This is a genomic window from Achromobacter kerstersii (genome assembly GCF_902859595.1).
Taxonomy (GTDB): Bacteria; Pseudomonadota; Gammaproteobacteria; order Burkholderiales; family Burkholderiaceae_B; genus Achromobacter; species Achromobacter kerstersii.
The window spans coordinates 974,203-997,525 of the sequence record NZ_CADIJQ010000001.1 but is presented as its reverse complement, the minus strand read 5'-3'; the positions used below and the strand labels follow the sequence as shown (position 1 = coordinate 997,525).

The following is a 23,323-nucleotide window of genomic DNA, read 5'->3' as shown; positions in this document are numbered from 1 at the left end:
GGGAAGGGGAAGCAATGAAGTCGAAAAACGCGCGCTCGAATTTGTGGCCAAAATCGGTCTGGCCCAAATCGGTCTGGCGTAACACATTGGTGCCGTCACTGGCCTTGGCGGCCCTAGGCGCATCCGGCGCGGCCCATGCCACCGAAGGCGCACTGGGCCGGCAGATCACCGGCACCAATGTGCAGCCCAATGCAGGCATCGTGTCGCCCGAGCCAATCTGGGCGGTGAACTTTGCCCAGATTTATCTGGATGGAACGATCGGCGGCAGCCGTGAAGTACCGGTCGGCGGCAGGACGTCGTTGGGCTTGGACGGGCAGGTTGCGTTCACGCTGGCCACCGTGCTCAAAACCTGGGACACCGGCCCTGGGCGCTGGAACTTTGCATCCAGCTTCACCTTGCCGTACGTCTACACGAAAGTGGACTCCACATTGACTGGCCCCGGCGGCCGCGCCGTGGGGCAGACCGACAAAGCCTCGAACCTGTTCGATCTGTATTTTTCACCGATCATCGCGGGCTATCACTTTTCCGAAACGTCGCATATGGCGCTCAGCCTGAACGTGTGGGCGCCCACCGGCAAGTACAACGCCAAGGACATGGCCAACCCCAGCCTGAACAATTGGACGTTCATTCCGCAGGTGGCCTATACGAAGATCTTTCCAGAGTCTGGCTTTCAGCTGGATACGGTGGCGGGCGTGCAGTTCTTTACCCGGAACAACGCCACCGACTACCAGAATGCGCCCCTCTTCAGCATGGATGTGATGGGCCGCAAGATGTTCAGCAATGGCGTCAGTGTGGGGATGATTCTGGGCACCATTCAGCAGTTGGGCAGCGACACCGGCCCCACGGCCGACAGGCTCGACGGATTCAAAGGCAGGGATTGGGCGCTGGGCCCGATCGTCACGTATGACACCAAGCTGGCCGACAAGCGTTCACTGTCTCTGGGCCTGCGCTGGGTGCCGACAATCAGCAGCACCAATCGCCTGGACAGCACCAGCACGTTCATGGGTACGGCCACGCTGGTGTTTTAGGGCGACCACGTCGATCAATGGACTGCCTGCAAGCCGGACAGCAGGCAGCGGTAATGACTTTGATATCGGATGGTGATTCAGATGACGGCAACGCAAACGAAACACAAGGCCCGCCTGGTTGGGGCATTGCTGCTGGGCGGCGTGGCGCTGGGCGTCGCGGCCAGCACGGCCTATTTGGTATTGGGCGACGATGGCCGCCCGGAAGCCGTGAAGGTGGTGTTGGGGGATGGCAAGAACGGCCCGCCCGGAATGGCATGGGTGCCGGCGCGTGAGTTCCTGATGGGCAGCAGCCACAAGCTGGCGCAACCCAATGAGATGCCCGCGCACAAGGTATCGGTGAGCGGCTTCTGGATGGATGTGAACGACGTGACGAACGCGCAGTTTCGCCGGTTCGTCGAGGCCACTGGCTACGTCACCACGGCCGAGCAAAAGCCGAAATGGGAAGATTTGAAAGTGCAGCTGCCCCCCGGCACGCCGCGCCCGGATGACAGTCTGCTGGTGCCGGGCGCAATGGTGTTTGTCGGAACCGAGTCCGAGGTATCGCTGCGTGATTACTCGCGCTGGTGGCGTTATGTGGCGGGGGCCAACTGGCGCCATCCGCAAGGGCCGGCCAGCTCCATTGCCGGCAAGGACGATCACCCCGTCGTACAGGTGTCGTATGAAGACGCCCAGGCCTACGCGAAGTGGGCGGGCAAGCGTTTGCCGACCGAGACGGAATGGGAAATGGCGGCGCGCGGCGGCCTGGAACAAGCCACCTACGCGTGGGGCGAAGAGTTGCTGCCGCAGGGCAAGCCCATGGCGAATATCTGGGATACCCAGCAACAGCAGCCATTCCCCGTGGTCAAAGACGAAAAGGTGCAGGTGGGCACGATGCCCGTGGGCAGCTTTTCACCAAACGGCTATGGCTTGTATGACATGGCCGGCAACGTCTGGCAGTGGACGTCAGACTGGTATCGCGCCGACGCCTTCAAGATTCAGGCGCAGTATCGCAAGCCGCCGGTTGACCCGGCCGGCCCGTCAGACAGCTTCGACCCGGATGACGGCATCGTGCCCGCCGGTGCGCCCAAGCGCGTCACGCGCGGCGGCTCGTTCCTGTGCAGCGATACCTATTGCATCAGCTACCGCACCAGCGCACGGCGCGGCACGGACCCGATGAACGGGATGTCGCACCTGGGCTTTCGCACGGTCATGACCACGCAGCAATGGAAACTGGCGCAGTCCAGCAAGCACGGCGTTGCCAGCCGATGACGCCGTCGCGTCGCAACGACGCAGGAACCACGCAAAGGAATAGGGCATGCCGATAGCCAACCGCGACAGCATCCTGGAACTGGAGCGTGCCATCGCCCAGTCCGTGTTGGGGCAGGACAGTGTGATTCGCGAGGTGTTGCTGGGCCTGTTGGCCGATGGCCATGTGCTGCTGGAAAGCCTGCCGGGCCTGGCCAAGACCCGCACGGTCAAGGCGCTGGCCGCGCATCTGGCGGCGGACATGAGCCGCATCCAATTCACGCCGGACTTGCTGCCGTCCGACATCACCGGCGCCGAAGTCTTGCAGCAGGACGCCCAAGGAAACAGCCGCATCCAGTTCCAGCAGGGTCCGTTGTTCGGCAATTTGATTCTGGCCGACGAAATCAATCGTGCGCCCGCCAAGGTGCAGGCGGCCTTGCTGGAAGCGATGGAAGAGCGGCAGATCACCGTGGCGGGCACCACGCACCGCATGCCTCCGCTGTTCATGGTGCTGGCCACGCAGAACCCGATCGAACAAGAGGGCACGTATCCCTTGCCGGAAGCGCAGATGGACCGCTTCGTCATGAAGATTGTGTTGGACTACCCCGACGCCGCCAGCGAAATCCGCATGCTGTCGCTGCTGCGCGGGGAATCGCAACAGAGCGGGGCGCCCGCTGATGCGCGCCTGCCGCAGGAAACGCTCTTTGCGTGCCGCGCCGAGATCAACCAGGTGCATGTGTCCGACACCTTGGACCGCTACCTGGTCGACCTGGTCAATGCCACGCGCCACCCCGCGGATTACGATGCCGATCTGGCGCGCTGGATTCAGGTGGGCGCAAGCCCGCGCGGCGCCATTGCGCTGGACAAGGTGGCGCGCGCCCACGCGTGGCTGGCGGGGCAGGACTATACGTCGCCCGATGATGTGCGCACCGCAGCCAAGCCCGTGTTGCGGCATCGGCTGCACCTGTCATACGACGCGGTGGCGGATGGGGTGACGGCCGATCAGGTCATCGGCAAATTGCTCGATGTTGTGGCAATTCCCGTGTGAGCGCACCCATGCCCACCGCCACGCCCGCGCCCGACGTCCATGTTCGTATTCCGGACCTGATGGCGTTGGAACCGGCGGCGCGCGGTTTGCGCTTTTCCAGCCGGCAGCCCATCAACAGCATCCTGGCGGGCCAGCATGGGTCGCGGCTGCGCGGACGTGGGCTGGACTTCGAAGAGCTGCGCCGCTATCTGCCGGGCGACGACTTGCGCCAACTGGATTGGCGGGCGTCGCAGCGTTTGGGCAAGCCCTACATACGCACCTATAGCGAAGAGCGCGACCGCCCGATGCTGGTGCTGGTCGACCAGCGCATGGGCATGCACTTTGGCTCGGTGCGCAGCTTCAAATCGGTGGTGGCGGCAAGGCTGGCGGCCATGTCGGCATGGATGGGGTATCAGGCGGGCGACCGGGTCGGCGGCCTGGTGTTCAGCGACGACGGCATCGACGCGATTCGTCCCTTGCGCAGCTGCGAACGCATCCAGGCCTTATTCGCGGCTATCGTCCGGCGCAACCAGGCGTTGCGCGCAGATGCCCCGGATGTGGATGCGGCCGGCCGCTTGAACCAGGCGCTTGAGGGCGCGCTGGCCCAGGCGCCGCACGACAACCTGATCTGCCTGATCAGCGACTTCGCCGGCGCCAATGACAAGACCTTGCGGCTGCTTCGCACCCTTGCCGCGCACAACGACGTGATTGCGACGCTGGTCTACGACCCCTTGGCAGTGCACATGCCGTTGCGCGGCCGCTTGGTGGTGACGCAAGGCGAGTTGCAGGTTGAGGTGGCGGCCGACAAGCGGCAGGTGCATCAGCCCTTGTCGGACTTCTTCACGGGCCGGCTGCGCGATGTGGCGGAACTGCTGCGCCGCAGCCATGTGCCGCTGCTGTCTATCGACACCGCCGACGACACCTTGACGCAATTGCGCCGCGAACTGGGCCGCGAAGCCGGGGCAGGGAGGCGCACATGACGGTAAGCGCCGACGACGCATTGCCCTCGGTGGACCAGCTAGTGCAACTGCCGTTGCCCGCGCCGGTCAGCTATTGGCCGCAAACCTGGGGCTGGCTGGTGGTGCTGGCCGTGGCGCTACTGCTGGGCGGCTGGCTCACATGGCGCGCCGTACGTAAGCATCAGCGCAACGCCTACCGCCGTGCGGGCTTGCAGCGCCTGGAAGCGCTGCGGCAAGCGGCGCAGGCCGATGCGCTGGCGGCGCGTGAATTACCCATTCTGCTCAAGCGCGTCGGCCTGTCTTCGGTGCCAGAGGGCGAACGCGCGCAGGTTGGAGCCTTGACGGGCGAGGCCTGGCTGGCCTTTATGGCGCGTAATGGCGGCGCGTTCACGCCGGATACCGAGGCGCTGCTGCGGGTGCTGGCCTACGCGCCGCCCGACGCGGTGCGCGCCATTCCGCCCGCGCACTTGCAATCGTTGTTTGCCGCCAGCCGGCAGTGGATGGAGCGGCATCATGTGGCGGCTTGACTACCCCTGGCTGCTGATCCTGCTGCCGCTGGGGTGGCTGGCGTACCGCTATCTGCCCGCCTATGTGCAGCGGCGTGGGGCCTTGCGCATTCCATTTTTTGAATCCGTCGCGCGGACGATAGGGCAGTCTCCCCAGCGCCCCGGGGTGCGGCGCGACGGCTGGCAACTGGCGCTGAACGTTCTGGTCTGGGCCTTGCTGGTGTTGGCGTTGGCGCGGCCGGAACGCGTTGAGCCGCCGGTGGAACACCGGCAACCCGTGCGCGACCTGATGCTGGCGCTGGACATTTCCCAGTCGATGGAAACGCAGGATTTCGTTGACCCGTCGGGGCAGCGCAAGGACCGCCTGAGTGGCGTCAAGGCCGTGGTGGCCGATTTCATCGCGCGCCGCAAGGACGACCGGCTGGGCCTGATCGTGTTCGGCACCGCCGCGTATCCGCAAGCGCCGCTGACGCAAGACCACGCCACCCTGAGCCTGCTGCTGGACCAGGTGACGACCGGCATGGCGGGGCCAAACACCGCCATCGGTGATGCAATCGGGGTGGCGATCAAGCAGCTTGAACAAGCCAAAGAACGCGACAAGGTGCTGATTTTGCTGACGGACGGCAACGATACCGGCAGCGCCGTGCCGCCCGACCGCGCGGCGTCGATGGCGGCCGACCGGCACATCACCGTCCACACGATCGGGATTGGCAACCCGCAGGCGCAGGGGGAAGACAAGGTGGATTTCGCCGCGCTGGAACGGATCGCCAAGGCCACGGGCGGGCGCTTCTTTTCAGCGCAGGATCAGGCGTCCCTGCAACAGGTGTACGCCACGCTGGACCACATTACGCCGCACGAGGTGCGCGAGCTGCGCCATCAACCCAAGCAGGACTTTTTCTGGATTCCGCTGGGTCTGGCGGTGCTGTTGCTGGCGGTGTGGCACGTGGGCGCCAGCCTGCGCGCGCGCTGGGCAGCCAGATCGGCCAGCTCGGCGGGCGGAGCAGACACAGCAAGCAGGGCAGGTGGTGCAGCAGCCAAGGAGGACGCGTGGACGTCGACCTGAGCGCCTTCCATTTTCTGCGCCCCTGGTGGCTGCTGGCGGTGCCGCTGGCGTTGCTGTTGCTTTGGCTGGGCCGGGCGCAAGGCGGACGCGTGGGTTGGGGCAGCACGATTGCCCCTGCCTTGTTGCCGTACCTGATCGTGAACGCACCGGGCAGCCGGGGGCCGCGCCCGATCCATGCCGTGGCGGCGCTATTGATGCTGGGCGGCATTGCGGCTGCCGGCCCGACGTGGCAGCAAGACCTGCCGCCGTTTCTCGACAATCAGGCGCCGCTGATCGTGGCCGTGGATTTATCGCCATCGATGGATGCGGCAGACGTGCCGCCCAGCCGCTTGCAGGCGGCCAAGCACAAGCTGCATGACCTGCTGGCGCGCCGCGCGGGCGCGAAGACGGGGCTGATCGCCTACGCGGGCTCCGCGCATCTGGTGCTGCCGCCTACCGACGACCCAAGTCTTGTCGACCTGTTCATCCAGTCCTTATCCACCGAACTGATCGCCGCGCCGGGCAAGGACGCCGCCGGGGCAATCAACGTGGCCGCCTCGGTGTTGAAATCCACGCAGGCGGGCGGCACGGTGTTGCTGGTGACAGACGGCGCGGACACCAGCCAGTTGCCGCAGGTGGAGCAACTGGCCAAAGCGGCCGACTTCCAGATACTGGTCCTGGCCGCCGGGGCGTCGGATGGCGGCGTGCTGCGCGACGCCCGGGGCCAGCCGCGCATGGACAAGGACGGCAAGCCCGTGCTGGGCACGTTCGACGCCGGCGCCATCAAGCAACTGGCCGACGCCGCCCGCGCACCGCTGGGCAGCCTGACCTTGAATGATGACGACCTGGACTGGGTGACGCTGCACGCGCAACGGCATTTCCAGGACGTGCAGAACGCGGGGCAGGCGGTGCACTGGAAGGACGTGGGCTACTGGCTGTGCTGGCCGCTCGCCATCCTGGCGCTGCTGTGCCTGCGGCGCGGCTGGAACGTCAACTGGCTGGCTGGGCTGATGCTGGCGAGTCTGGCGGGCTTGTATGCGCCCAATACTTACGCAAACCCCAACGCAAACCCCAACGCAAGCGCCAACGCCAACCCTGTCGCCAGCACCAACCCTGTCGCCAGCGCCATCGCCAACGCCTTCTTCACGCCCGACCAGCAAGGCCGCTGGGCCTACGAGCACCACGATTACACGCGCGCCGCCGCCCTGTTCCAGGACCCGTACTGGAAGGGCCGCGCCGCCTATGACGCGGGCGACTACTCATTGGCCTTGGCGGCTTTTGCCCGGCTGGATACGGCCGAGGCGAACTTCTATTTAGGCAATACCCAGGCTCGGCTGCGCCACTATGACGACGCGCTTGCCGCGTATGACCGCGCCCTGCATCAGCGCGCGGACTTTCCCGAAGCCAAGAAGAACCGCGAGCTTGTCGCCAAGCTGCAAGCCGCCATCGAGGCCGAGCAAGAAGACGACAATAACGATCAAAAGCCCGACGATGTGGCCCGCGACAACAAAAAGGGCGCGGGCAAGATGACGCAGGTCGAGGTGGCTAAGGCGTCGTCCGATGATGTCTGGCTGCGCAACCTGAGTTTGTCGCCCGCCGGGTTCCTGAAGCAGAAGTTCGCGATTGAAGACGCGCGCAGGGGCGCGTCCGTTCCCACGGGAGCGCGTCCATGACGTTGACGCTCAGGCTGCGAATGCTAATCGGGGTGCTGGCGCTGATCGCGCTCGGCTCGTTCGCGCAAGCCCAACCCCAAACCCAAACCCAAACCCAAACCCAAACCCAGCCTGCCGACCCCGGCCCACAACTCCGCGCAACGGCACGCATGGCCACCGACACACCGTTGACGGTAGGCGGCACCGCCACCTTGCAAGTTGATGTGCTGACGTCCACCTGGTTTACCCAGCCGCCAGAACTGCCGCCGCTGACCATCCCCGGCGCCATGGTGACGGGCCCCACCGGTGACGCCACCTTGATCCGCGACACCATCGACGGTGTGCCGTACAGCGGATTGCGCTTTGCGTACCTGATCAGCCCGACGACGGCGGGCGCGCTGCAAGTGCCTGCCATGTCGATCCGCGCCCAGGTTGGCCAGGCCAAAGCGCCGCTAAGCACGCAAACCCAGCCGCTCGACGTACAGGCTTCTGGCCCGCCGGCGGGCGCGGCGGGTTCGGGTCATCTGCTGGCGGCAACGGCTGTGCAACTGACCCAGCAGATTCAGTATTCCGCGCAACCGCCGTCGGTGGGCGACCACATCAGCCGTGTCATCATCGTGCAGGCGCAAGGCGCGCAGGCCATGCTGATTCCACCGCCTGCCAGCCCCGATGTGCCGGGCCTGAAGGCGTACCGCTCAGAACCCGTGCTGACGCAGTTGTCGGATAGCCGCGGCGGATTTCTGGGCGGACAACGGGTCGACCGGATCGACTACGTGGTTGAACGCGCCGGCGCCTATGCGTTGCCCGACGTCGAACTGCCGTGGTGGAACCTGACCACGAACAAAGCGGATCGCGCCGTGTTGCCCGAACAACGGTTCGAGGCTAAGGCTGGGGCCGCGTACCAGACGCCATTTTCAATCCAGCAAGACCTGCGTGATCTTGGCCGGCAGGTGCAGGTTCGCATCCCCGGCGGCTGGCTGCTGGTGGCGGCCGTGTTGATCGTCGTGGCGCTGGCGGTCTGGCTTGGCCGGCCAAGCTGGCGCCGCATTACACGGTGGACACGCGAACGCGCGCTGGCTTTACGCGCCCGTTGGCAAGCGTCGGAACCGTATGCCGCCCGCGCCATGCGCAAAGAACTGGCCCAGCCTCAGGGACGCTTGAACGCGCTGTATCACTGGCTGCGCTTGAGCCGCCGCTCGGTCTCTATCGCTGACGCCACGGCGAGCCTGCCGCCGGATCTGCGCAACGGCGGCGCCGCGGCGATGCGCGATTGCTACGGCGCCACGCCGAACCCCGCCCGAGGGCTCCAGGCTTTGCGCCAAACCACACCGCGCTGGCGAAAGGCGTTTCGTGCCGACGTTGCCCAGGCGCGCCAAGAAGACCTGTTGCCGCTGAATCCCCGCAAGATCGACCGCCACTCCGGAGAGCACCGATGACCTTGACCCTGCGCACCGCACAACGCCTGTTCGCCATGCTGGCGCTGCTGTTTCTGGCCGGCATGGTTCACGCCCAGACGCCACTGCCGTCCTGGAACGATGGGCCGTCACGGCAAGCCATCGTGGAGTTCGTGGCGGCGGTCACGAAAGAGGGCGGGGCGGATTACGTCGCGCCGGCCGACCGCATCGCTGTCTTCGACAACGACGGCACGCTGTGGAGCGAACAGCCGTTTTACTTCGAACTGATATTCGCGCTGGACGAACTCAAGCTTATGGCGCCCAAGCACCCGGAATGGTCGCAAGAGCAGCCGTATAAGGCAGCGCTTGAAGGCGACCACAAGACGTTGGCCGAGTCCGGCATGCACGGCCTGATGAAAATCGTGGGCGTAACGCACACCAACATGACAACCCAGGCCTTCTCGGACGAGGTCAAACAATGGGTCAAGACCGCGCAGCACCCGCGCTTCAAGCAGCCCTACACCAGCTTGACCTTCGCACCGATGCGCGAACTGCTCGATTATCTGCGCGGCAACGGCTTCAAGACCTATATCGTCTCAGGCGGCGAAGTGGAGTTCATGCGCGCCTGGGCGCAGGATGTCTACGGCATCCCGCCCGAGCAGGTAATCGGCACCACTGTTGTCACCGAATATCAAATGCAGGACGGCAAGCCCGTGCTGATGCGCACGCCCAAGCTGGACTACAACGACGACGGCCCGGGCAAACCGGTGTCGATCAACAAGTTCATCGGCCGCCAGCCCATCTTCGCCTTTGGCAATTCCGATGGCGACCTGCAAATGCTGCAATGGACGATGGCCGGGCCGGGCAAGCGCTTTGCCGGTCTGGTGCATCACACCGACGCCAAGCGCGAATGGGCGTATGACCGCGAGTCAAAGATCGGCAAACTGGACAAGGCCTTGGACGAGGCCAACAGCAAGGGCTGGGTCGTTGTGGACATGGCGCGCGAATGGAAACGCGTCTACGCGTTTGAAATGCCAAGATAAATTGGGAAACCAGAAGGCCAGGCCGACGCCAGCACGGCGCCTGGCAACACGCTAGAGGAACAGCGGCATGCGGATGGGGACGGCAGCAATGGAAGGCTTGGACACACAACGGGCGGATAGCGGCGCACGCACATTGACAACGGCTCGCCCGGCGGCGCTGCTGTTGATGTCGGGCGCGGCGGCGCTGGTGTTCCAGGTGTTGTGGATCAAGCAGTTGTCGCTGGTGGTGGGCGTGGAGGTCAGCGCCATCGCCGGGGCGGTCAGCGCGTTTTTTCTAGGGCTGGCGCTGGGCGGCTGGTTCCTGGGCCGCAAGGCCGACCGCCTGGATCGGCCCGTGCGGTTCTACGCGTGGCTGGAGGCAGGCGTCGCGGTGTCATGCGTGGCCGTCACCGTGGCGCTGGCGCATAGCGCGGCGCTGTTCGTGGCGGTGGAGTCGTTCAGCCCCTTGGCCGCGTGGCTGATGATCGGGCTGCTGCTTGCCATTCCTTCCTTTCTGATGGGCGGCACCTTGCCCGTGCTGATGCGCGCCGTGAATCGCCAGGATGCAGCGGCCAGCCGGCGCGGCGGCATTCTGTACGCCGCCAACACCTGTGGCGCAATCGTGGGGGCCTTGCTGCCGGCGTTTGTGCTGATTCCGCGTTTTGGCGTGCAAGGCGCCGCGTTGGCGGCGGCGTCGTTGAATGTGTTGGCCGCGCTGGGCGCCTGGACGCTGGACCGCAAGGCGGGGGCGTTGGCCGCGCCCGCGCCAAGCGCCACCGCCCCGTTATCGGGCGAGGCGCGCTTGGCGGTGGCGCTGTACGCCGCAGCGGGTGGCGTGGCGCTGGGCTATGAAGTCATTTGGTCGCAGATGATCGTGCCGTTCATGAGCACGCGCGCCTTTGCGTTTGCGATTGTGCTGGCGACGTATCTGGCTGGCTTGGCCATTGGCGCGGCTGTGTACGCCCGTTACGCGCACCGGGTGCGCAACCCCTGGGGCGTGTTCGGCTGCCTGATTGCCGGTGCGGGCCTGCTTGCCGTGCTGGAAGTGGCGGTGTTGGGCAAGTGGCTGGTCGTGGCGCAGACGCATGCGGAAGCGGCCGTCGTGCAGCTGACGGGCAGCGCCATCGCCGGCATGTGCGCGCGCTTTGCGGTGGCGGCGGCAAGCTTTGTGCTGGCGCCCACGGTGTTGCTGGGCGCGGCTTTTCCGGCCGTGCTGCGCATTGCCGTCGGCGACCGCCACGTGGGCCGCGAGGTGGGCGCGGTGCTGGCCTGCAATACGCTGGGCGGCATTGCTGGCACGCTGCTAACGGGATTTTTGCTGTTGCCGGCCTTGGGGCTCGTGCGCACGTTGGGGGTGCTTGCGGCCATGGCGGCGTTGATCGGGGTCATTGCGGCGTGGCGCGGGCGGGTGACCGGCACGGCCACTTCGGGTATCGCGACGGCCCTGGTCGGGATGGCGGCGTTGGCCGTGGCGGTGCTGTTGCCCGTGGACCAATTCGCGCGGCTGCTGCCGGGCGCAAGCGGCGCGGGCCTGGTGTTCTATGAAGAAAGCCATGGCGGCACGGTGGCGGTGGTTGAGCAGCCCGGCCAAGGCACGCGCTTTCATCGTTTGTACATTCAGGGCGTATCGAATTCGGGTGACGCCATGCCATCGCTGCGCTATATGCGCTTGCAGGCGCTGCTGCCGCTGATCGTGCACAACGGCGATCCGAAATCCGCGCTGGTCGTGGGCTATGGCACGGGCATCACGGCGGGCGCGCTGTCGCAATACCCGGGGCTGGACAAGCGGGCGGTTGCCGAACTGCTGCCTGCCGTATTGCGCGCCGCGCCCCATTTCCAAGGCACGTTCCAGGCGGCATCCGATCCCGGGCTGGAAAAGCGTCTGCGCGACGGCCGCCGCGCGCTGCAAGCCAGCACTGAACAGTGGGACTTGATCACGCTTGAACCGCCGCCACCGTCGGCCACGGGCGTGGTCAACCTGTATTCGCGTGACTTCTATCAGTTGGCCGCCAGCCGCCTGGCGCCGCAGGGCATTGTGGCGCAATGGCTGCCATTGCCCACGCAGAACGAGGAAGACACGCGGGCGCTGATCGCCAGCTTCATCCAGGTGTTTCCACACGCGTCGTTATGGACGAGCGAGCTGCATGAAATGCTGTTGGTGGGATCGATGCAGCCGCTGGATCTGGACGCGGCGCGCATTCAGGCGCGCTATGCGCAACCGAACACGGCGGCAGCCTTGAAGGCAGTGGGCATTCCATCTGCGTCGGCGTTGCTGGCGACGTGGGTCACGGATCGCGAGGGCTTGGCGCGCTTTGCCGGGGACACGCCCGCCGTCACGGATGACCGGCCGGGTATTGAATACGCCACCTGGGTGCGGCCTCGCGAGATTGCCCGCGTATTGCCAGCGCTGCTGGCCGGCATCGAGCTTGAACGCGCGCGCCTGGACACCTTCTACCGGGCGGCATTGGCCGCCTACGCGGGCGACCGGGAAACGTGGGGCCGGGAGATCAATCGCCTGGCCCGCAACGATGGCGACAACGCCTATTACCGGTGGTTCATGGGCGAGGGCGGCAAATAGCGCTTAGCCGTCAACTGCACACCTGCCGCCACGGCGCAATGCCGCGCGGCGGGCAATAGCCCGCGCAGGGCATGGCAATGGACACGCCGCTCTGGCAGCGCAGTTCAGGGGCTTTTTCCCCGTACGGGATGGAGCCCTTGCAGTCGCAGCTGGCTAAGCCTGCGCCCGATGGCAACTTGCGGGGCAAGGGGGCTGCGGAAGGCGAGGGTGAAGCTGCGGCGACGTCGTCGTTGTTGTCATCGCTTTCGACGACCGCACGCACCTTGGCCACCGGCATATTGCAAGACTTGGCAATGGCTTTAACGGATTTCCCTTCGTCGGACATCGACAGTATTTTCTTATCGCTGCATGCCGCGTGAGCCGGTGAAGAAAAACCACCCCAAATCGCAATCGAAACGATCGCCAGAAATAATGACCGGTGCAAAATCATCACGCGTCTCCAGCATATTTAATGGGTCAGAAAATACGCCGTAGGCCTGATGGCGCAAGCTGTCGCGGCCTAGCGTAGTGCGCTGATTTCCGCAGTGTCAATGCGACCCGATTAAATAATCTGAACGGTGAATGATGAACGCCGGCCATGATATTGGACGTGGCCGAAATGCCCGGTCCATGCGTACGGTTCTGGAATTACCAAGCGCCGAGGATTGGGTGTGCGGCAATCTCGGCATCCGCAGCCGCGCGCGCGGCATGCAGCGCCGCCTCGCCGCGCGCCGTGCCTTCCACCGAAAAGAACGTCACGGTTTTCAAGCCGATCGTGCCCAATACGTGCTTCAGGTACGGCGTCAGGAAATCGGGCTGACGCGCGGTATCCCCCGAGAATTCGCCGCCCGACGATACCGCCACATACACGGGCCGGTCGGGCAGGTTGCCGATCTTGCCTTCCGGGGTGATGCGGAACGTGCTGCGCACGCGCACCACGTGGTCGATCCACACCTTCAGCGATGCGGGCACCGTGAAGTTGTGCATGGGGGTGGCGATGACGATGTGCGTCGCGTCGAGCAGCGCCTGAATCAACTCAGCCGATTGCCGCAGCGCGCCGCGCGCCAATACGTCTTCGGCCGGGTCCATCGGGGCGCTCAAGGCGGCGGCATAGTCCTGATCAACATGGGGCAGGGTGGTGGCGTCGATTTCAACTACGGCAGGCGGCGTGTCGCCCGCCGTGGCGATCAAGCGTTGAATAATGCGTTGCGACAGACGATGGCTTTCGGCGTCGCGGCCACGCGGGCTGCAAATGATGTGAAGAATGCTCATGCGGTGGGAAGATCCAGGTTCTTGCTGAAACGAATGGCGCTGGTCAACAGACCTTGCCGGAAATAAAAACGTTGGGCTAGCGCGTTGGACAAGCCTGTGTCCAATACCAGCTTGGCGCAGCCGGCCTCGCGGGCAATGCCGTCCAGGGCGTGCAGCAGGCGCGCGCCCCAACGGCCGCCACGGCGCGTGCTGTCCACCACCAGATCATCCACGTACAGGAAGCGGCCGTAGATCAGGTTTTCCTGGAAGCGATAGCCGGCCAGCGCCACGGCGCGCCCCGCGTCGATGCCAGCCAACAGACGGTAGTGGTCCGCACGCATGCGGCCGATGCGAGCGGCAAACTCGCTGGCATCCGCCAAATGCGGGCGCAGCTCGCGCATCAAGGGCAGGCAGGCCTGAATGTCGTCGTCGGTGTCGAGGTGTTTGAGATCGGTGTCGGTCATGAATGGCATCAGGAGAAGGCAGTACGAATGGGCTCGAATGCGTCAGGCCTCATCGTAAAAAGGCCATGCCATAATTTGAAGGGCCATAAATTGAACTTTGGACTATGCCATGATCAGCGATCACGCCGATGACCTGCCGCCGTTGGCGCCTAATAGCGCCGAGCCCTTGTACCGGCAGATCTATGAGCGCTTTCGGAACGCCATCGCCGAAGGCACCTTGAAACCGGGTGACCGCATTCCGTCGGCGCGCGCCTTGGCCAAGGAAATGGGCGTGGCGCGCGGCACCATCGAAGTCGCCTATTCCTTGTTGGGCGCCGAGGGGTATATCCAGACGCGCGGGCAGGCAGGCACGATCGTCACCCCCGACTTGCAGCCCCAGCCGCCCGCACCGGCTTCCGCGCCCCTGGTCGACGCCGCCGACGATGACCACGGCTGGCAGCGGCCGGCCCGCATCCTGCCGTTTCAAATGGGCTTGCCCGCGCTTGATGCGTTTCCGCGCAAGCTGTGGGCCCGTTTGGGTGCGCGGCAACTGCGCAGCCTGCAAGCGCCGGACTTGTCCTACCCGCCGGCCAACGGCCTGGCCAGCTTGCGCACGGCGGTGGCGGCGTACTTGCAGGTGGCGCGCGGCATTCACTGCCAGCCCGCGCAGGTGTTCATCACGTCGGGCTACAACTATTCCATGCAACTGATCACGCAGGCGCTATTGGAACCGGGCGACCGCGTATGGGTGGAAGACCCCGGCTATCCGCCCACGCGCGCATTGCTGGCGCAGGCGCGCTTGCAGGCCGTGGCGGTGCCGGTGGACGCAGATGGGCTGATCGTCAGTGAAGGCATCGCGCGCGCCGGGCAGGCGCGGGCGGCGGTTGTCACGCCGGCGCACCAAAGCCCATTGTCCATGTCCTTGTCACTGCCCCGCCGGCAGGCGTTGCTGGAGTGGGCCGAACGGCAGCAGGCGTGGATTGTGGAAGACGATTACGACGGTGAATACCGGTATGTCAGCCGGCCGTTGCCGGCGTTAAAAAGTCTGGATACGCAGGGGCGGGTGCTGTACGCCGGGTCGTTCAGCAAGGTGCTGTTTCCCGGCATGCGGCTGGCGTATCTGGTGGTGCCTGACGCGCAAGTGCCACGATTCGACCGGATCAGCCGCCTGCTGTCGGGTGGCGCGCCAGGTTTCACGCAGGCGATTCTGTCGGCCTTCATCACCGAAGGCCATTTTGGCCGGCACATTCAGCGCATGCGCCGCTTGTACAGCGAACGGCGCGACGCCACGGCGGCGGGGTTGAGCGCGGCATTGGGCGCCAGCATGCACATCGAACCGCAGCCCGGCGGCATGCATCTGGTGGCGCGCATGGATGGCAAGCTTAGCGACCGGTCATTGGCCGCCAGGATGCTGGAGCAGGGCATGTACGCGCACCCCTTGTCGCGGTGGTCGTCGTTGCCCAACCCGCCGTCGGGGCTGCTGCTGAGCTTCACCAACATCGCCTCGCAAGAGCAGGCCCATGAGCTGGGCCTGCAAATCCGGGCGTTGATGTAGGCGGGTGCGTTGCGAACGGGGCTTAGGAAAGCCGAGCCCACGTCTTCACGCTGGGCCGGCTTCGGAAGCTGAGCCTAGTTCAGCCCGGCCTTGTCCAGTCCGAAGGCGGCATCCGCTGAGCCTGGCACGGTGCGAAATGCCACGTTCAAGCGGTTCCAGCCGTTGATGCCGATGACCAAAAAGCTCAGGTCCGAGATTTCTGCTTCGGACAGATGCTCGCGCACCTGTTCGTAGACCTCGTTCGATACCCCTTGCGGCGACAAGGTGGTCAGCGCTTCGGTCCAGGCCAGCGCGGCGCGCTCGCGGGGCGAAAACAGCGTCGATTCGCGCCAGATGGCAATGTGGTGCAGCCGCAGTTCGCGTTCACCGTGAATCTTCGCCTGCTTCACATGCATGTCCAGGCAAAAGCCGCAGCCGTTGATCTGCGACGCGCGGATATCGACCAAATCGCCGAACTCCTGCACCACAGGGGATTTTTTCACTGCCGCGCTGTAGTCCATATATTTCTTGGACAGTTCCGCCGACACCTGGAAGTAATTCAACCGCTGGCTCATAGGCCTACCTTTCTGAAGAGCTGTTATCGAATGGGGATCACGAGCCCGTAGGATGCGGCAGATTGGACCAGGGAAGAAGTGCCATAAAGGGTGTTTTGTTATAGGCCATGCTGGGCCATGACGGCGCCAGCTGCCGGCCAGCGCAACGCAAAGCGCGCACCGCCCAACGGGCTGTTCAGGATGCCGATGGTGCCGCCATGGTTGGCCGCCACCCGCTTGACGATGGCCAGGCCCAGGCCCGCGCCGCCCGTGCCCCGGTCACGGCTTTCGTCCAGGCGCACAAAGGGCTCGAACACGCGTTCGCGGTCGGCTTCGGGGACGCCGCAGCCATCGTCGTCCACCCACAATTCGTAGCCGCCGTCTGGCGTCTCGGTCAGTTCGATTTCCACACGCGCGCTGGCGTAGCGCACGGCGTTTTGCACCAGGTTCAGCAATGCGCGGCTCATATAGCGCGGGTGCAGCGTCACGTGGGCAGGGTGGCCCGCGCGCACGTCGCAACGGATGCCGCGGGCGTCGGCCTGATGGGCCACCAGCGCCAGCGCCTCGCCCAGCCAGTCACAGACGTCAACGGTTTGCAGGGTGACGGTTTCGTCAGTGGGCCGTTCCAGCCGCGCGTAGACGAGCAGCTCGGCCACCATGGCTTCCAGTTCTGAAATGTCGGCGCGCATATCTTGCAGAATCTGGCTGCGGCGGGGCGGGTAGTTGTCCTGGCCCAGCATGTCGACCTCGAATGACAATCGCGCAAGCGGCGTGCGCAACTCGTGCGACACCGCGTTGGTCAGGCTGCGCTGGCTGTCGATCAGCGCCGAGATGCGCTTGGCCATCAGATTGAAACTCTCGCCCACATGCCGGATACCGGAAATGCGCGACAGGCGCACGCGCACATCCAGGTCACCTTGGCCCATGCGCAACGTGGCGTTGCGCAGCGCATCCAGGTCGCGCCAGATGGGCATCGCCCACGCCAGCAGCAGAATCACGGTCAGCACCATGCTCACCGCCGCCCAGGCAGACCAGGTGATCCAGCGTTCCATGGCCGGCTCGCCGGGCAGGCGCACGTCCAGCCACTGCACGGGTTCGCCGGGCAGGCGCGTCAGATAGGTGTTGTAGTCGTCACGCATGATCAGGCCGGTGCGGTCCAGCTGTTGCTGTTCCGCCTGCGTGATGGTGACGGCGTCCGGATGCAGCAAGGTCAGCTTCAGACCGTAGTGCGGCTGGAGGGCGTCCTGGATGAAGCCGGCGCGTTCGGCGGGCGCGACGGGGTCAAGGTCTTTGTGCAGCGCGTACATCTGTCCCCGCACAGTGCTGTAGGACAAATCGGCGCTGATGGCTTCCAGGAAGTAGCCAAAGCTGATATTCACCAACTGGGACGCCGCCACGAAGGCGATGGTGGCCACAATAAAAACGCGGATCGCGAACTTGAGCATGCGCGGGCTGGCCGGGAAACAATCGCGCATGCTAGCGGCGGGCCACCGGGCAATCTGCCGATGTTTGTGGGGCAATTGTGAAAATTCGTGCAGTGAATCCCCTTGGCGCCCGATTGAAACCCGGGCGCGGCCCGGCTATAAGCTTGAACCTGGATCTGAAATCCGGCGCCCCGACTGTCTACGAAGCTTGAGTCCCATGCCGCACCCCCCATCTCATGACGAACACGTCGCCAGCAAACCCGCCACCCACGAACGTGCGGAGCCTGGCCGGGGGTCTTGCCTGGAAGTCTTTCTGATCTTTCTTCGCCTGGGCCTGACGTCGTTTGGTGGGCCGGTGGCGCACCTGGCGTACTTCCGCACCGAATTCGTTGACCGCCGCCACTGGATGGACGACTACGCGTTTTCGGATCTGGTGGCGCTGTGCCAGTTTCTGCCGGGTCCAGCCAGCAGCCAGGTCGGCATGGCGATCGGTCTGCGGCGGGCCGGTTGGGCGGGCATGGCGGCGGCATGGCTGGCGTTCACCTTGCCTTCGGCGTTGGCGCTGATCGGTTTTGCGCTGGGCCTGGCGCACTTTGGCTGGTTGTCGGCGTCGCCCGTGATTCATGGGCTGAAGGTGGCCGCGGTGGCCATCGTGGCCCAAGCCGTCTGGGGCATGGGCCGCAGCTTGTGCCCGGACCGCCCGCGCGCCGGGCTGGCGGTGGCCGCTGCACTGATCACGATCACGCTGCCCACCACGTGGGGCCAGCTAGGCGCTATTGCCTTGGGACTCGTCGTGGGTGGCGCATTGCTGCAAGTGCCGCCTCGGCCCATTCTGGCCAATCGCGCCCAAGGGGTGTCGCGCCGAGCGGGCTACACCGCGCTGGGGTTGTTTGTGGCGTTGCTGGTCGGGCTTCCGGTCTGGGCGGCGATGTCGGACGCGCCGCTTGCCGCGCAGATCGCCGGGTTCTACCGCGCGGGCGCGCTGGTGTTCGGTGGCGGCCATGTGGTGTTGCCGCTGCTGGAGACGGCCTCGGTCTCCGGTGGAATGGTTTCGAATGCGGATTTCCTGGCGGGCTATGGCGCGGCGCAAGCCATGCCGGGGCCGCTCTTCGCTTTCGCCGCTTTTCTCGGGGCCATGTCATCCGGACCCCTAACCGGATGGGGCGGGGGCCTGTTGCTTCTGGCCGTCATCTTTCTGCCCGGCGCCTTGCTGCTGGCGGGCGCCTTGCCGTTTTGGGAAAGCCTGCGCCGGCGTCCCGGCGTGCGCAACATGGTTGCCGGGGTAAACGCCAGCGTCGTGGGCATTTTGCTGGCGGCGCTGTACGACCCGCTATGGACCAGCGCCATCGTGAACCCGGCCGACTTCGGCCTGGCCCTGTTGCTGTTCGCCTTGCTGGTCTATGCCCGCTGGTCCGCCGTGTGGGTGGTGTTGCTGGCGGCGGCGGGCGGGTGGGCGCTGCAATGGCTGATGTAAGCCTGCCAGCGCCGAGCGCGTGCTGATTTACGCTTGCCAGCGCGGCGCGCGCTTTTGCAGGAAGGCGTCAATGCCTTCGCAGGCGTCCGCTTCCATCATGTTGCGCGCCATCACATCCCCCGCGTAGTCATACGCGTCCGCCAGCGCCATTTGCCGCTGTTGATAGAACATGCGCTTGCCGTAACGGATGGCGGTGGGACTCTTGGCCAGGATGTCGTCCGTCAACGCGCGCACGCGGGCATCCAGTTCGGATTCAGGCACGGCATCGTTGATCAAGCCCCAATCCAGCGCCTGCGCCGCGTCGATGAAGCGGGCGGTCACCAGCATTTCAAACGCGCGCTTGGCCGACACATTGCGGCTGAGCGCCACGGCCGGCGTCGAGCAGAACAGCCCTACGTTGATGCCGGATACGGCAAATTTCGCGGTGTCGGCCGCCACCGCCAGATCGCAGCTGGCCACCAGCTGGCAGCCCGCCGCGGTGGCGATGCCATGCACCTTCGCGATGACGGGAACGGGCAGGGCTTGCAGCCCCTGCATCACCCGGCCGCACTGGCGAAACAGCGCGCGGTAGTAGTCCAAAGCGGGCTGGCTGCGCATTTCGCGCAAATCATGGCCGGCGCAAAACGCCTTGCCCGCGGATTCCAGCACCACGCAACGCACGTCAGCGTCGCGGGAGACGGCGTCGATCTCGTCTTGCAACGCCGCCAACATGCCTTCCGACAAGGCATTGAATTGCGACGGACGGTTCAGCCGCAGCGTGACGACACCCCCTTCGGACGTGCGCAGCAACAGGGGTTCTTGCGTGGGGGAATCCAGGGCCATGGTTGTCTCCAGAAAGGTTTTTTCTGGATACTAGCGCAAGCGGCTTGGCCCCGATGACTCAACCCGCCACCTTGCGCAATCGGCTTGGCCCGATGACTAACCCGCCAACTTGCGCGCCATACCCGCCGATACGCACAATAGCGGCGCCACAATCACCAGGCCGATCAACGCCATGGCGGCTTGGGGCGGCATGGCGCTGTCCAGCAGCACCGTCGCAATAACGGCGGAACCGCTCATCTGGAAAAGCCCGTACACGGCGGCTGCCGTGCCGGCGCGTTCCGCGAACGGCTCCAGCGCCAGGCTCAAGCCCGATCCCAGCGCCAATGAAAAGCCCACGGTCAGCACGGCCACGGGCAGCATGAAGAGCCGTGCCGATAGCGGCGCCCACATCCACGCGGCGGCGTGCATTGCCGAGGCGAGCAGCAGCGCCACCATGCCGACGCGCACCATCGTGTGCCGGCCAAATCGCGCAATGAAGGTGGGCGCCAGGAAGAAGGCCGCGATATTGATGGCGGCGTTGCCGCCAAACCAGGCGGAAAAGCCCAGCTCGGAATAGCCCAACTGCTGCACCAGCACCACCGGGGCGGCGGATACGAACACCAGAATCATCGCCATGCCCGCCATGCCGAACATCGCGAAATACAGGAAGCGCCCGCTGGCGACGATCGGCGTATAGCGGCGCAGGCTGTACAGCGCGCCTCGCGGTTGCGTGGGCGCGGCGCGGGTTTCTTCGAAGCGGCGGGCAAGCAGCACGGCCAAGGCCAGCGCGAACAGCACCATGAATACAAACGTGCTGCGCCAGCCGGCGTGAACCGCCAGCGCCCCGCCCAGCATGGGCGCCAGCGCCGGCACGGAACACAGCGCGCCATTCAAATAGCTATAGACGCGCGCACCCACCGCCGGGCTGAAGCGATCACGCACCGCGGCAAACGCCACCAAGGATGCCGAACATGCGCCCAGCCCCTGGATGACGCGCGCCACGTAGAAGACCTCAAGCGATGACGCCGCCGCACCCAGCGCAGACCCCGCCAGGTACGCCACGGCACCGCCCAGCGCAACAGGGCGCCGGCCATAGCGGTCCGCCAAGGGGCCAATCAGCATCTGGCCCAGGCCCACCGCGAAGATGAACAGCGTGATGCTGGCTTGCAGCGCGCTGACCGGCTGGCCAAAGCCGTCGGCCATGGCGGGTAGCGAGGGGAGGTAGATGTCGATGCCCATCGGCGTCAGCGTGACCAGCCCCATCAAGAGACCGATCAGCCAGCGTTGGCTTCGGGAGGTTGCAGCAGACTTCATTGCAGGCTCGGGGCGCAAGGCCCGGGAAAACCCGACATTATCCATGAATGCGCTGGCCGTCCATTGCGGCGCGGTCGCCGGGCGCTGGGGTGCGTCGTTGTGCGCTGTTGTGTGTGATTGTGTGCGCCGTAGTGAGCGCGGCAATGTGCGCAGTAGAATATTTCCCCATGAACACACCCGCCTTTCGTCCCCGCATCGTCATCCTCTACTGCACGCAGTGCCAGTGGTTGCTGCGCGCCGGCTGGATGGCGCAAGAACTGCTATCGACGTTTGCGAACGACTTGGGAGAAGTGGTGTTGCAGCCCGGCACGGGCGGCGTGTTTCAGATTACCTACAACGGCGATCTGATCTGGGACCGCAAGAGCGACGGCGGCTTCCCTGAAGCCAAGGTGCTCAAGCAGCGGGTGCGCGACCGGCTCGATCCGGGCCGGCCGCTGGGCCATATCGACGGCCACACCGCCGGGCCCGTGGCGGCGCCCGACGTGTAGTGCTTACGCGGTTGCGTTAGTGCTTGCTTGGGCGCTGCACAGGCGGTTGCTTAGGCGCTTGCACAGGCGATCAACGCGAACGTTGATCGCCTTGCGGTATTACGCCGCCGATCCCGACTCGCGCAGCGTTTCGCGCGTCTTGTTGCGCTGACGCACCGCAGACACCACCAGCAACGCAATCAACGCCACGCAAGCCAGGATGAAGCCCAGGCTGATCGGACGCGTCACGAAGATCGACAGTTCACCGCGCGACAGCAGCAGCGCACGGCGGAAGTTTTCTTCCACCATGGGCCCGAGCACAAAGCCCAGCAGCAATGGCGCAGGTTCAAACCGCATGCGAATCAACGCATAGCCGGCCGCGCCAAACACCGTCACCATCGCCACATCGAACAGGTTGTTGTTCGTGCTGTAGACCCCCACGCAGACAAAGAACAGCGCGGCGGGGAACAGATAGCGGAACGGCACCGTCAGCAGGCGCACCCACATGCCGATCAGCGGCAGGTTCAGCAGCAAGAGCAGCACGTTGCCAACCCAGAAGCTGGCGATCAGCCCCCAGAACATGTCGGCGTGTTCGATCATCATCTGCGGACCCGGCTGGATACCATGGATGATCAGCGCGCCCAGCATCAGCGCCATCACCGGATCGCCAGGAATGCCCAGGCTCATCGTGGGGATGAAGCTCGTCTGCGTCGACGCGCTGGTCGCCGCTTCCGGACCGGCGATGCCTTCGATGGCGCCGCGGCCGAAGCGACGCGGTTCACGCGCCACTTTCTTTTCCACCGCGTACGAAATGAACGACGCGATCGTCGGGCCGGTGCCGGGCAGAATGCCGAACGCCGAACCGATGGCCGTGCCGCGCACCAGCGCACCGCGAGACTGCTTGATGTCGCCGGCTTCGGGCCGCATCGACTTCATGCTGATCTTGGCGGTGGTGACCTTGGTGTCGCCGCCGATGCGGTTGATGTTCTTCAGGAAGTCGGCCACGCCGAAGAGCCCCATGGCCAGCGCTACGATCTGCAAGCCGTCGGACAGTTCCAGAATGCCGAAGTGAAAGCGCATCGTGCCGGTGTTGACGTCGGTGCCGACCACCCCCAACAGCAGGCCGACCACCACCATCGCCACGCCCTTGATCGCCGAACCCTTCGCCAAGGTGGCGCCCGCCAACAGGCCCAGCATCATCATGGAGAAATACTCGGCCGGGCCGAACTTGAAGGCCACGTCCACCAGCATGGGCGAGAACAGGATCATCGCCAGGATGCCCACCGATGCGCCGCAGAACGACGAGAACATCAGCATGAACAGCGCGGAACCGGCCTTGCCGTTGCGCGCCAGCGGATTGCCGTCCAGGCAGGCCACCGCATGCGACGCGGTGCCAGGCAGGTTCAGCATGATCGACGTGATGCCGCCGCCATACTGCGAGCCGTAGTAGATGCCGGACAGCATCACCAGCGCCGCCGTCGGCGTCATCGTGTAGGTGAGCGGCAGCAGAATGGAAATGGCGGCCAGCACACCCATGCCCGGCAGCACGCCGATCAGGTTGCCCATGAACACGCCGAACACGGCCCACATCAGGTTGTCCAGCGCGAACGCGACGGAGAACCCATGCATCAGGTTGTTGAAAATTTCCAT

The 23,323-nt window shown here is 65.2% G+C and carries 21 protein-coding genes; 13 read left to right on the top strand and 8 right to left on the bottom strand.

Annotated elements, in window-relative coordinates; all coding sequences use genetic code 11:
* The first annotated feature begins 14 nt into the window (after nt 1-14).
* The 10 genes from HV765_RS04375 (at nt 15) to HV765_RS04330 (ending at nt 12,432) form a co-directional block, all read left to right on the top strand.
* Nucleotides 15-1,028, top strand: a complete 1,014-nt coding sequence (locus tag HV765_RS04375) for a SphA family protein (protein ID WP_254600442.1) — start codon at nt 15-17, stop codon at nt 1,026-1,028.
* Between the two features lie 81 nt (nt 1,029-1,109).
* On the top strand, nt 1,110-2,276 hold the full coding sequence (locus tag HV765_RS04370) for a formylglycine-generating enzyme family protein (protein ID WP_082387000.1): 1,167 nt from the start codon (nt 1,110-1,112) through the stop codon (nt 2,274-2,276).
* Nucleotides 2,277-2,328: 52 nt separating this feature from the next.
* Nucleotides 2,329-3,300 carry an AAA family ATPase gene (locus HV765_RS04365; protein WP_175169507.1) on the top strand — a complete coding sequence of 324 codons (972 nt, stop codon included), beginning with the start codon at nt 2,329-2,331 and terminating at the stop codon, nt 3,298-3,300.
* A gap of 8 nt (nt 3,301-3,308) precedes the next feature.
* Nucleotides 3,309-4,259 (top strand): DUF58 domain-containing protein, encoded by a 951-nt coding sequence (locus HV765_RS04360; RefSeq protein WP_175169506.1) that lies wholly within the window; start codon nt 3,309-3,311, stop codon nt 4,257-4,259.
* Nucleotides 4,256-4,765 carry a DUF4381 domain-containing protein gene (locus HV765_RS04355; RefSeq protein ID WP_175168933.1) on the top strand — a complete coding sequence of 170 codons (510 nt, stop codon included), beginning with the start codon at nt 4,256-4,258 and terminating at the stop codon, nt 4,763-4,765. The genes HV765_RS04360 and HV765_RS04355 overlap by 4 nt, the downstream gene beginning before the upstream one ends.
* Nucleotides 4,752-5,807 carry a vWA domain-containing protein gene (locus tag HV765_RS04350; protein WP_175168932.1) on the top strand — a complete coding sequence of 352 codons (1,056 nt, stop codon included), beginning with the start codon at nt 4,752-4,754 and terminating at the stop codon, nt 5,805-5,807. Before HV765_RS04355 ends, HV765_RS04350 begins: the two co-directional genes overlap by 14 nt.
* On the top strand, nt 5,792-7,459 hold the full coding sequence (locus HV765_RS04345; RefSeq protein WP_175168931.1) for a VWA domain-containing protein: 1,668 nt from the start codon (nt 5,792-5,794) through the stop codon (nt 7,457-7,459). The genes HV765_RS04350 and HV765_RS04345 overlap by 16 nt, the downstream gene beginning before the upstream one ends.
* Nucleotides 7,456-8,874 (top strand): BatD family protein, encoded by a 1,419-nt coding sequence (locus HV765_RS04340; RefSeq protein WP_175168930.1) that lies wholly within the window; start codon nt 7,456-7,458, stop codon nt 8,872-8,874. Before HV765_RS04345 ends, HV765_RS04340 begins: the two co-directional genes overlap by 4 nt.
* Nucleotides 8,871-9,875: an HAD family hydrolase gene (locus HV765_RS04335; protein WP_175168929.1), complete on the top strand. Its 1,005-nt coding sequence runs from the start codon at nt 8,871-8,873 to the stop codon at nt 9,873-9,875. The genes HV765_RS04340 and HV765_RS04335 overlap by 4 nt, the downstream gene beginning before the upstream one ends.
* An 88-nt stretch (nt 9,876-9,963) precedes the next feature.
* Nucleotides 9,964-12,432, top strand: a complete 2,469-nt coding sequence (locus HV765_RS04330; protein WP_254600441.1) for a fused MFS/spermidine synthase — start codon at nt 9,964-9,966, stop codon at nt 12,430-12,432.
* Nucleotides 12,433-12,442: 10 nt separating this feature from the next.
* On the opposite strand, the gene HV765_RS04325 is transcribed toward HV765_RS04330, so the two are convergent.
* The 3 genes from HV765_RS04325 to HV765_RS04315 form a co-directional block, all read right to left on the bottom strand.
* Complete coding sequence (locus tag HV765_RS04325) at nt 12,443-12,862, bottom strand: hypothetical protein (protein WP_175168927.1); 420 nt, start codon at nt 12,860-12,862, stop codon at nt 12,443-12,445.
* 197 nt (nt 12,863-13,059) lie between these two features.
* Entirely contained in the window at nt 13,060-13,683 is a 624-nt protein-coding gene (locus tag HV765_RS04320) for an FMN-dependent NADH-azoreductase (RefSeq protein WP_175168926.1), read from the bottom strand.
* Nucleotides 13,680-14,126 carry a GNAT family N-acetyltransferase gene (locus HV765_RS04315; RefSeq protein WP_054422168.1) on the bottom strand — a complete coding sequence of 149 codons (447 nt, stop codon included), beginning with the start codon at nt 14,124-14,126 and terminating at the stop codon, nt 13,680-13,682. The genes HV765_RS04320 and HV765_RS04315 overlap by 4 nt, the downstream gene beginning before the upstream one ends.
* A gap of 109 nt (nt 14,127-14,235) precedes the next feature.
* Here HV765_RS04315 and pdxR point away from each other — a divergent pair, with 109 nt between their 5' ends.
* Nucleotides 14,236-15,660: a MocR-like pyridoxine biosynthesis transcription factor PdxR gene (gene pdxR / locus HV765_RS04310; RefSeq protein ID WP_175168925.1), complete on the top strand. Its 1,425-nt coding sequence runs from the start codon at nt 14,236-14,238 to the stop codon at nt 15,658-15,660.
* A 74-nt stretch (nt 15,661-15,734) separates the two neighbouring features.
* Here pdxR and HV765_RS04305 read toward each other — a convergent pair whose 3' ends face one another.
* Nucleotides 15,735-16,214, bottom strand: coding sequence for a carboxymuconolactone decarboxylase family protein (locus HV765_RS04305; protein WP_175168924.1), 480 nt, complete (start codon nt 16,212-16,214; stop codon nt 15,735-15,737).
* Nucleotides 16,215-16,312: 98 nt separating this feature from the next.
* On the bottom strand, nt 16,313-17,638 hold the full coding sequence (locus tag HV765_RS04300) for an ATP-binding protein (protein WP_175169505.1): 1,326 nt from the start codon (nt 17,636-17,638) through the stop codon (nt 16,313-16,315).
* Between the two features lie 196 nt (nt 17,639-17,834).
* On the opposite strand from HV765_RS04300, the gene chrA reads away from it, so the two are divergent.
* Nucleotides 17,835-19,091: a chromate efflux transporter gene (gene chrA / locus HV765_RS04295; protein ID WP_175168923.1), complete on the top strand. Its 1,257-nt coding sequence runs from the start codon at nt 17,835-17,837 to the stop codon at nt 19,089-19,091.
* 27 nt (nt 19,092-19,118) lie between these two features.
* On the opposite strand, the gene HV765_RS04290 is transcribed toward chrA, so the two are convergent.
* Both HV765_RS04290 and HV765_RS04285 read right to left on the bottom strand, forming a co-directional pair.
* Nucleotides 19,119-19,913, bottom strand: a complete 795-nt coding sequence (locus tag HV765_RS04290) for an enoyl-CoA hydratase (protein ID WP_175168922.1) — start codon at nt 19,911-19,913, stop codon at nt 19,119-19,121.
* Between the two features lie 96 nt (nt 19,914-20,009).
* Nucleotides 20,010-21,206, bottom strand: a complete 1,197-nt coding sequence (locus HV765_RS04285; protein WP_175168921.1) for a multidrug effflux MFS transporter — start codon at nt 21,204-21,206, stop codon at nt 20,010-20,012.
* Between the two features lie 167 nt (nt 21,207-21,373).
* Here HV765_RS04285 and HV765_RS04280 point away from each other — a divergent pair, with 167 nt between their 5' ends.
* Complete coding sequence (locus tag HV765_RS04280) at nt 21,374-21,694, top strand: Rdx family protein (protein WP_175168920.1); 321 nt, start codon at nt 21,374-21,376, stop codon at nt 21,692-21,694.
* Between the two features lie 99 nt (nt 21,695-21,793).
* Here the strand turns inward: HV765_RS04280 and HV765_RS04275 are convergent, their stop codons facing one another.
* The gene (locus tag HV765_RS04275) at nt 21,794-23,323 is read right to left on the bottom strand and encodes a tripartite tricarboxylate transporter permease (RefSeq protein WP_175168919.1); all 1,530 of its coding nucleotides are present in this window, start codon (nt 23,321-23,323) and stop codon (nt 21,794-21,796) included.

Bases quoted from the DNA above. Each gene is read 5' to 3' on its own strand.
- pdxR (WP_175168925.1), top strand. From the start codon at position 14,236: ATGATCAGCGATCACGCCGATGACCTGCCGCCGTTGGCGCCTAATAGC.
- HV765_RS04335 (WP_175168929.1), top strand. From the start codon at position 8,871: ATGACCTTGACCCTGCGCACCGCACAACGCCTGTTCGCCATGCTGGCG.
- HV765_RS04290 (WP_175168922.1), bottom strand. From the start codon at position 19,913: ATGGCCCTGGATTCCCCCACGCAAGAACCCCTGTTGCTGCGCACGTCC.
- HV765_RS04275 (WP_175168919.1), bottom strand. From the start codon at position 23,323: ATGGAAATTTTCAACAACCTGATGCATGGGTTCTCCGTCGCGTTCGCG.
- HV765_RS04305 (WP_175168924.1), bottom strand. From the start codon at position 16,214: ATGAGCCAGCGGTTGAATTACTTCCAGGTGTCGGCGGAACTGTCCAAG.
- HV765_RS04300 (WP_175169505.1), bottom strand. From the start codon at position 17,638: ATGCTCAAGTTCGCGATCCGCGTTTTTATTGTGGCCACCATCGCCTTC.
- HV765_RS04285 (WP_175168921.1), bottom strand. From the start codon at position 21,206: ATGAAGTCTGCTGCAACCTCCCGAAGCCAACGCTGGCTGATCGGTCTC.
- HV765_RS04350 (WP_175168932.1), top strand. From the start codon at position 4,752: ATGTGGCGGCTTGACTACCCCTGGCTGCTGATCCTGCTGCCGCTGGGG.
- HV765_RS04375 (WP_254600442.1), top strand. From the start codon at position 15: ATGAAGTCGAAAAACGCGCGCTCGAATTTGTGGCCAAAATCGGTCTGG.
- chrA (WP_175168923.1), top strand. From the start codon at position 17,835: ATGCCGCACCCCCCATCTCATGACGAACACGTCGCCAGCAAACCCGCC.
- HV765_RS04315 (WP_054422168.1), bottom strand. From the start codon at position 14,126: ATGACCGACACCGATCTCAAACACCTCGACACCGACGACGACATTCAG.
- HV765_RS04325 (WP_175168927.1), bottom strand. From the start codon at position 12,862: ATGATTTTGCACCGGTCATTATTTCTGGCGATCGTTTCGATTGCGATT.
- HV765_RS04340 (WP_175168930.1), top strand. From the start codon at position 7,456: ATGACGTTGACGCTCAGGCTGCGAATGCTAATCGGGGTGCTGGCGCTG.
- HV765_RS04360 (WP_175169506.1), top strand. From the start codon at position 3,309: ATGCCCACCGCCACGCCCGCGCCCGACGTCCATGTTCGTATTCCGGAC.
- HV765_RS04330 (WP_254600441.1), top strand. From the start codon at position 9,964: ATGGAAGGCTTGGACACACAACGGGCGGATAGCGGCGCACGCACATTG.
- HV765_RS04370 (WP_082387000.1), top strand. From the start codon at position 1,110: ATGACGGCAACGCAAACGAAACACAAGGCCCGCCTGGTTGGGGCATTG.
- HV765_RS04355 (WP_175168933.1), top strand. From the start codon at position 4,256: ATGACGGTAAGCGCCGACGACGCATTGCCCTCGGTGGACCAGCTAGTG.
- HV765_RS04280 (WP_175168920.1), top strand. From the start codon at position 21,374: ATGAACACACCCGCCTTTCGTCCCCGCATCGTCATCCTCTACTGCACG.
- HV765_RS04320 (WP_175168926.1), bottom strand. From the start codon at position 13,683: ATGAGCATTCTTCACATCATTTGCAGCCCGCGTGGCCGCGACGCCGAA.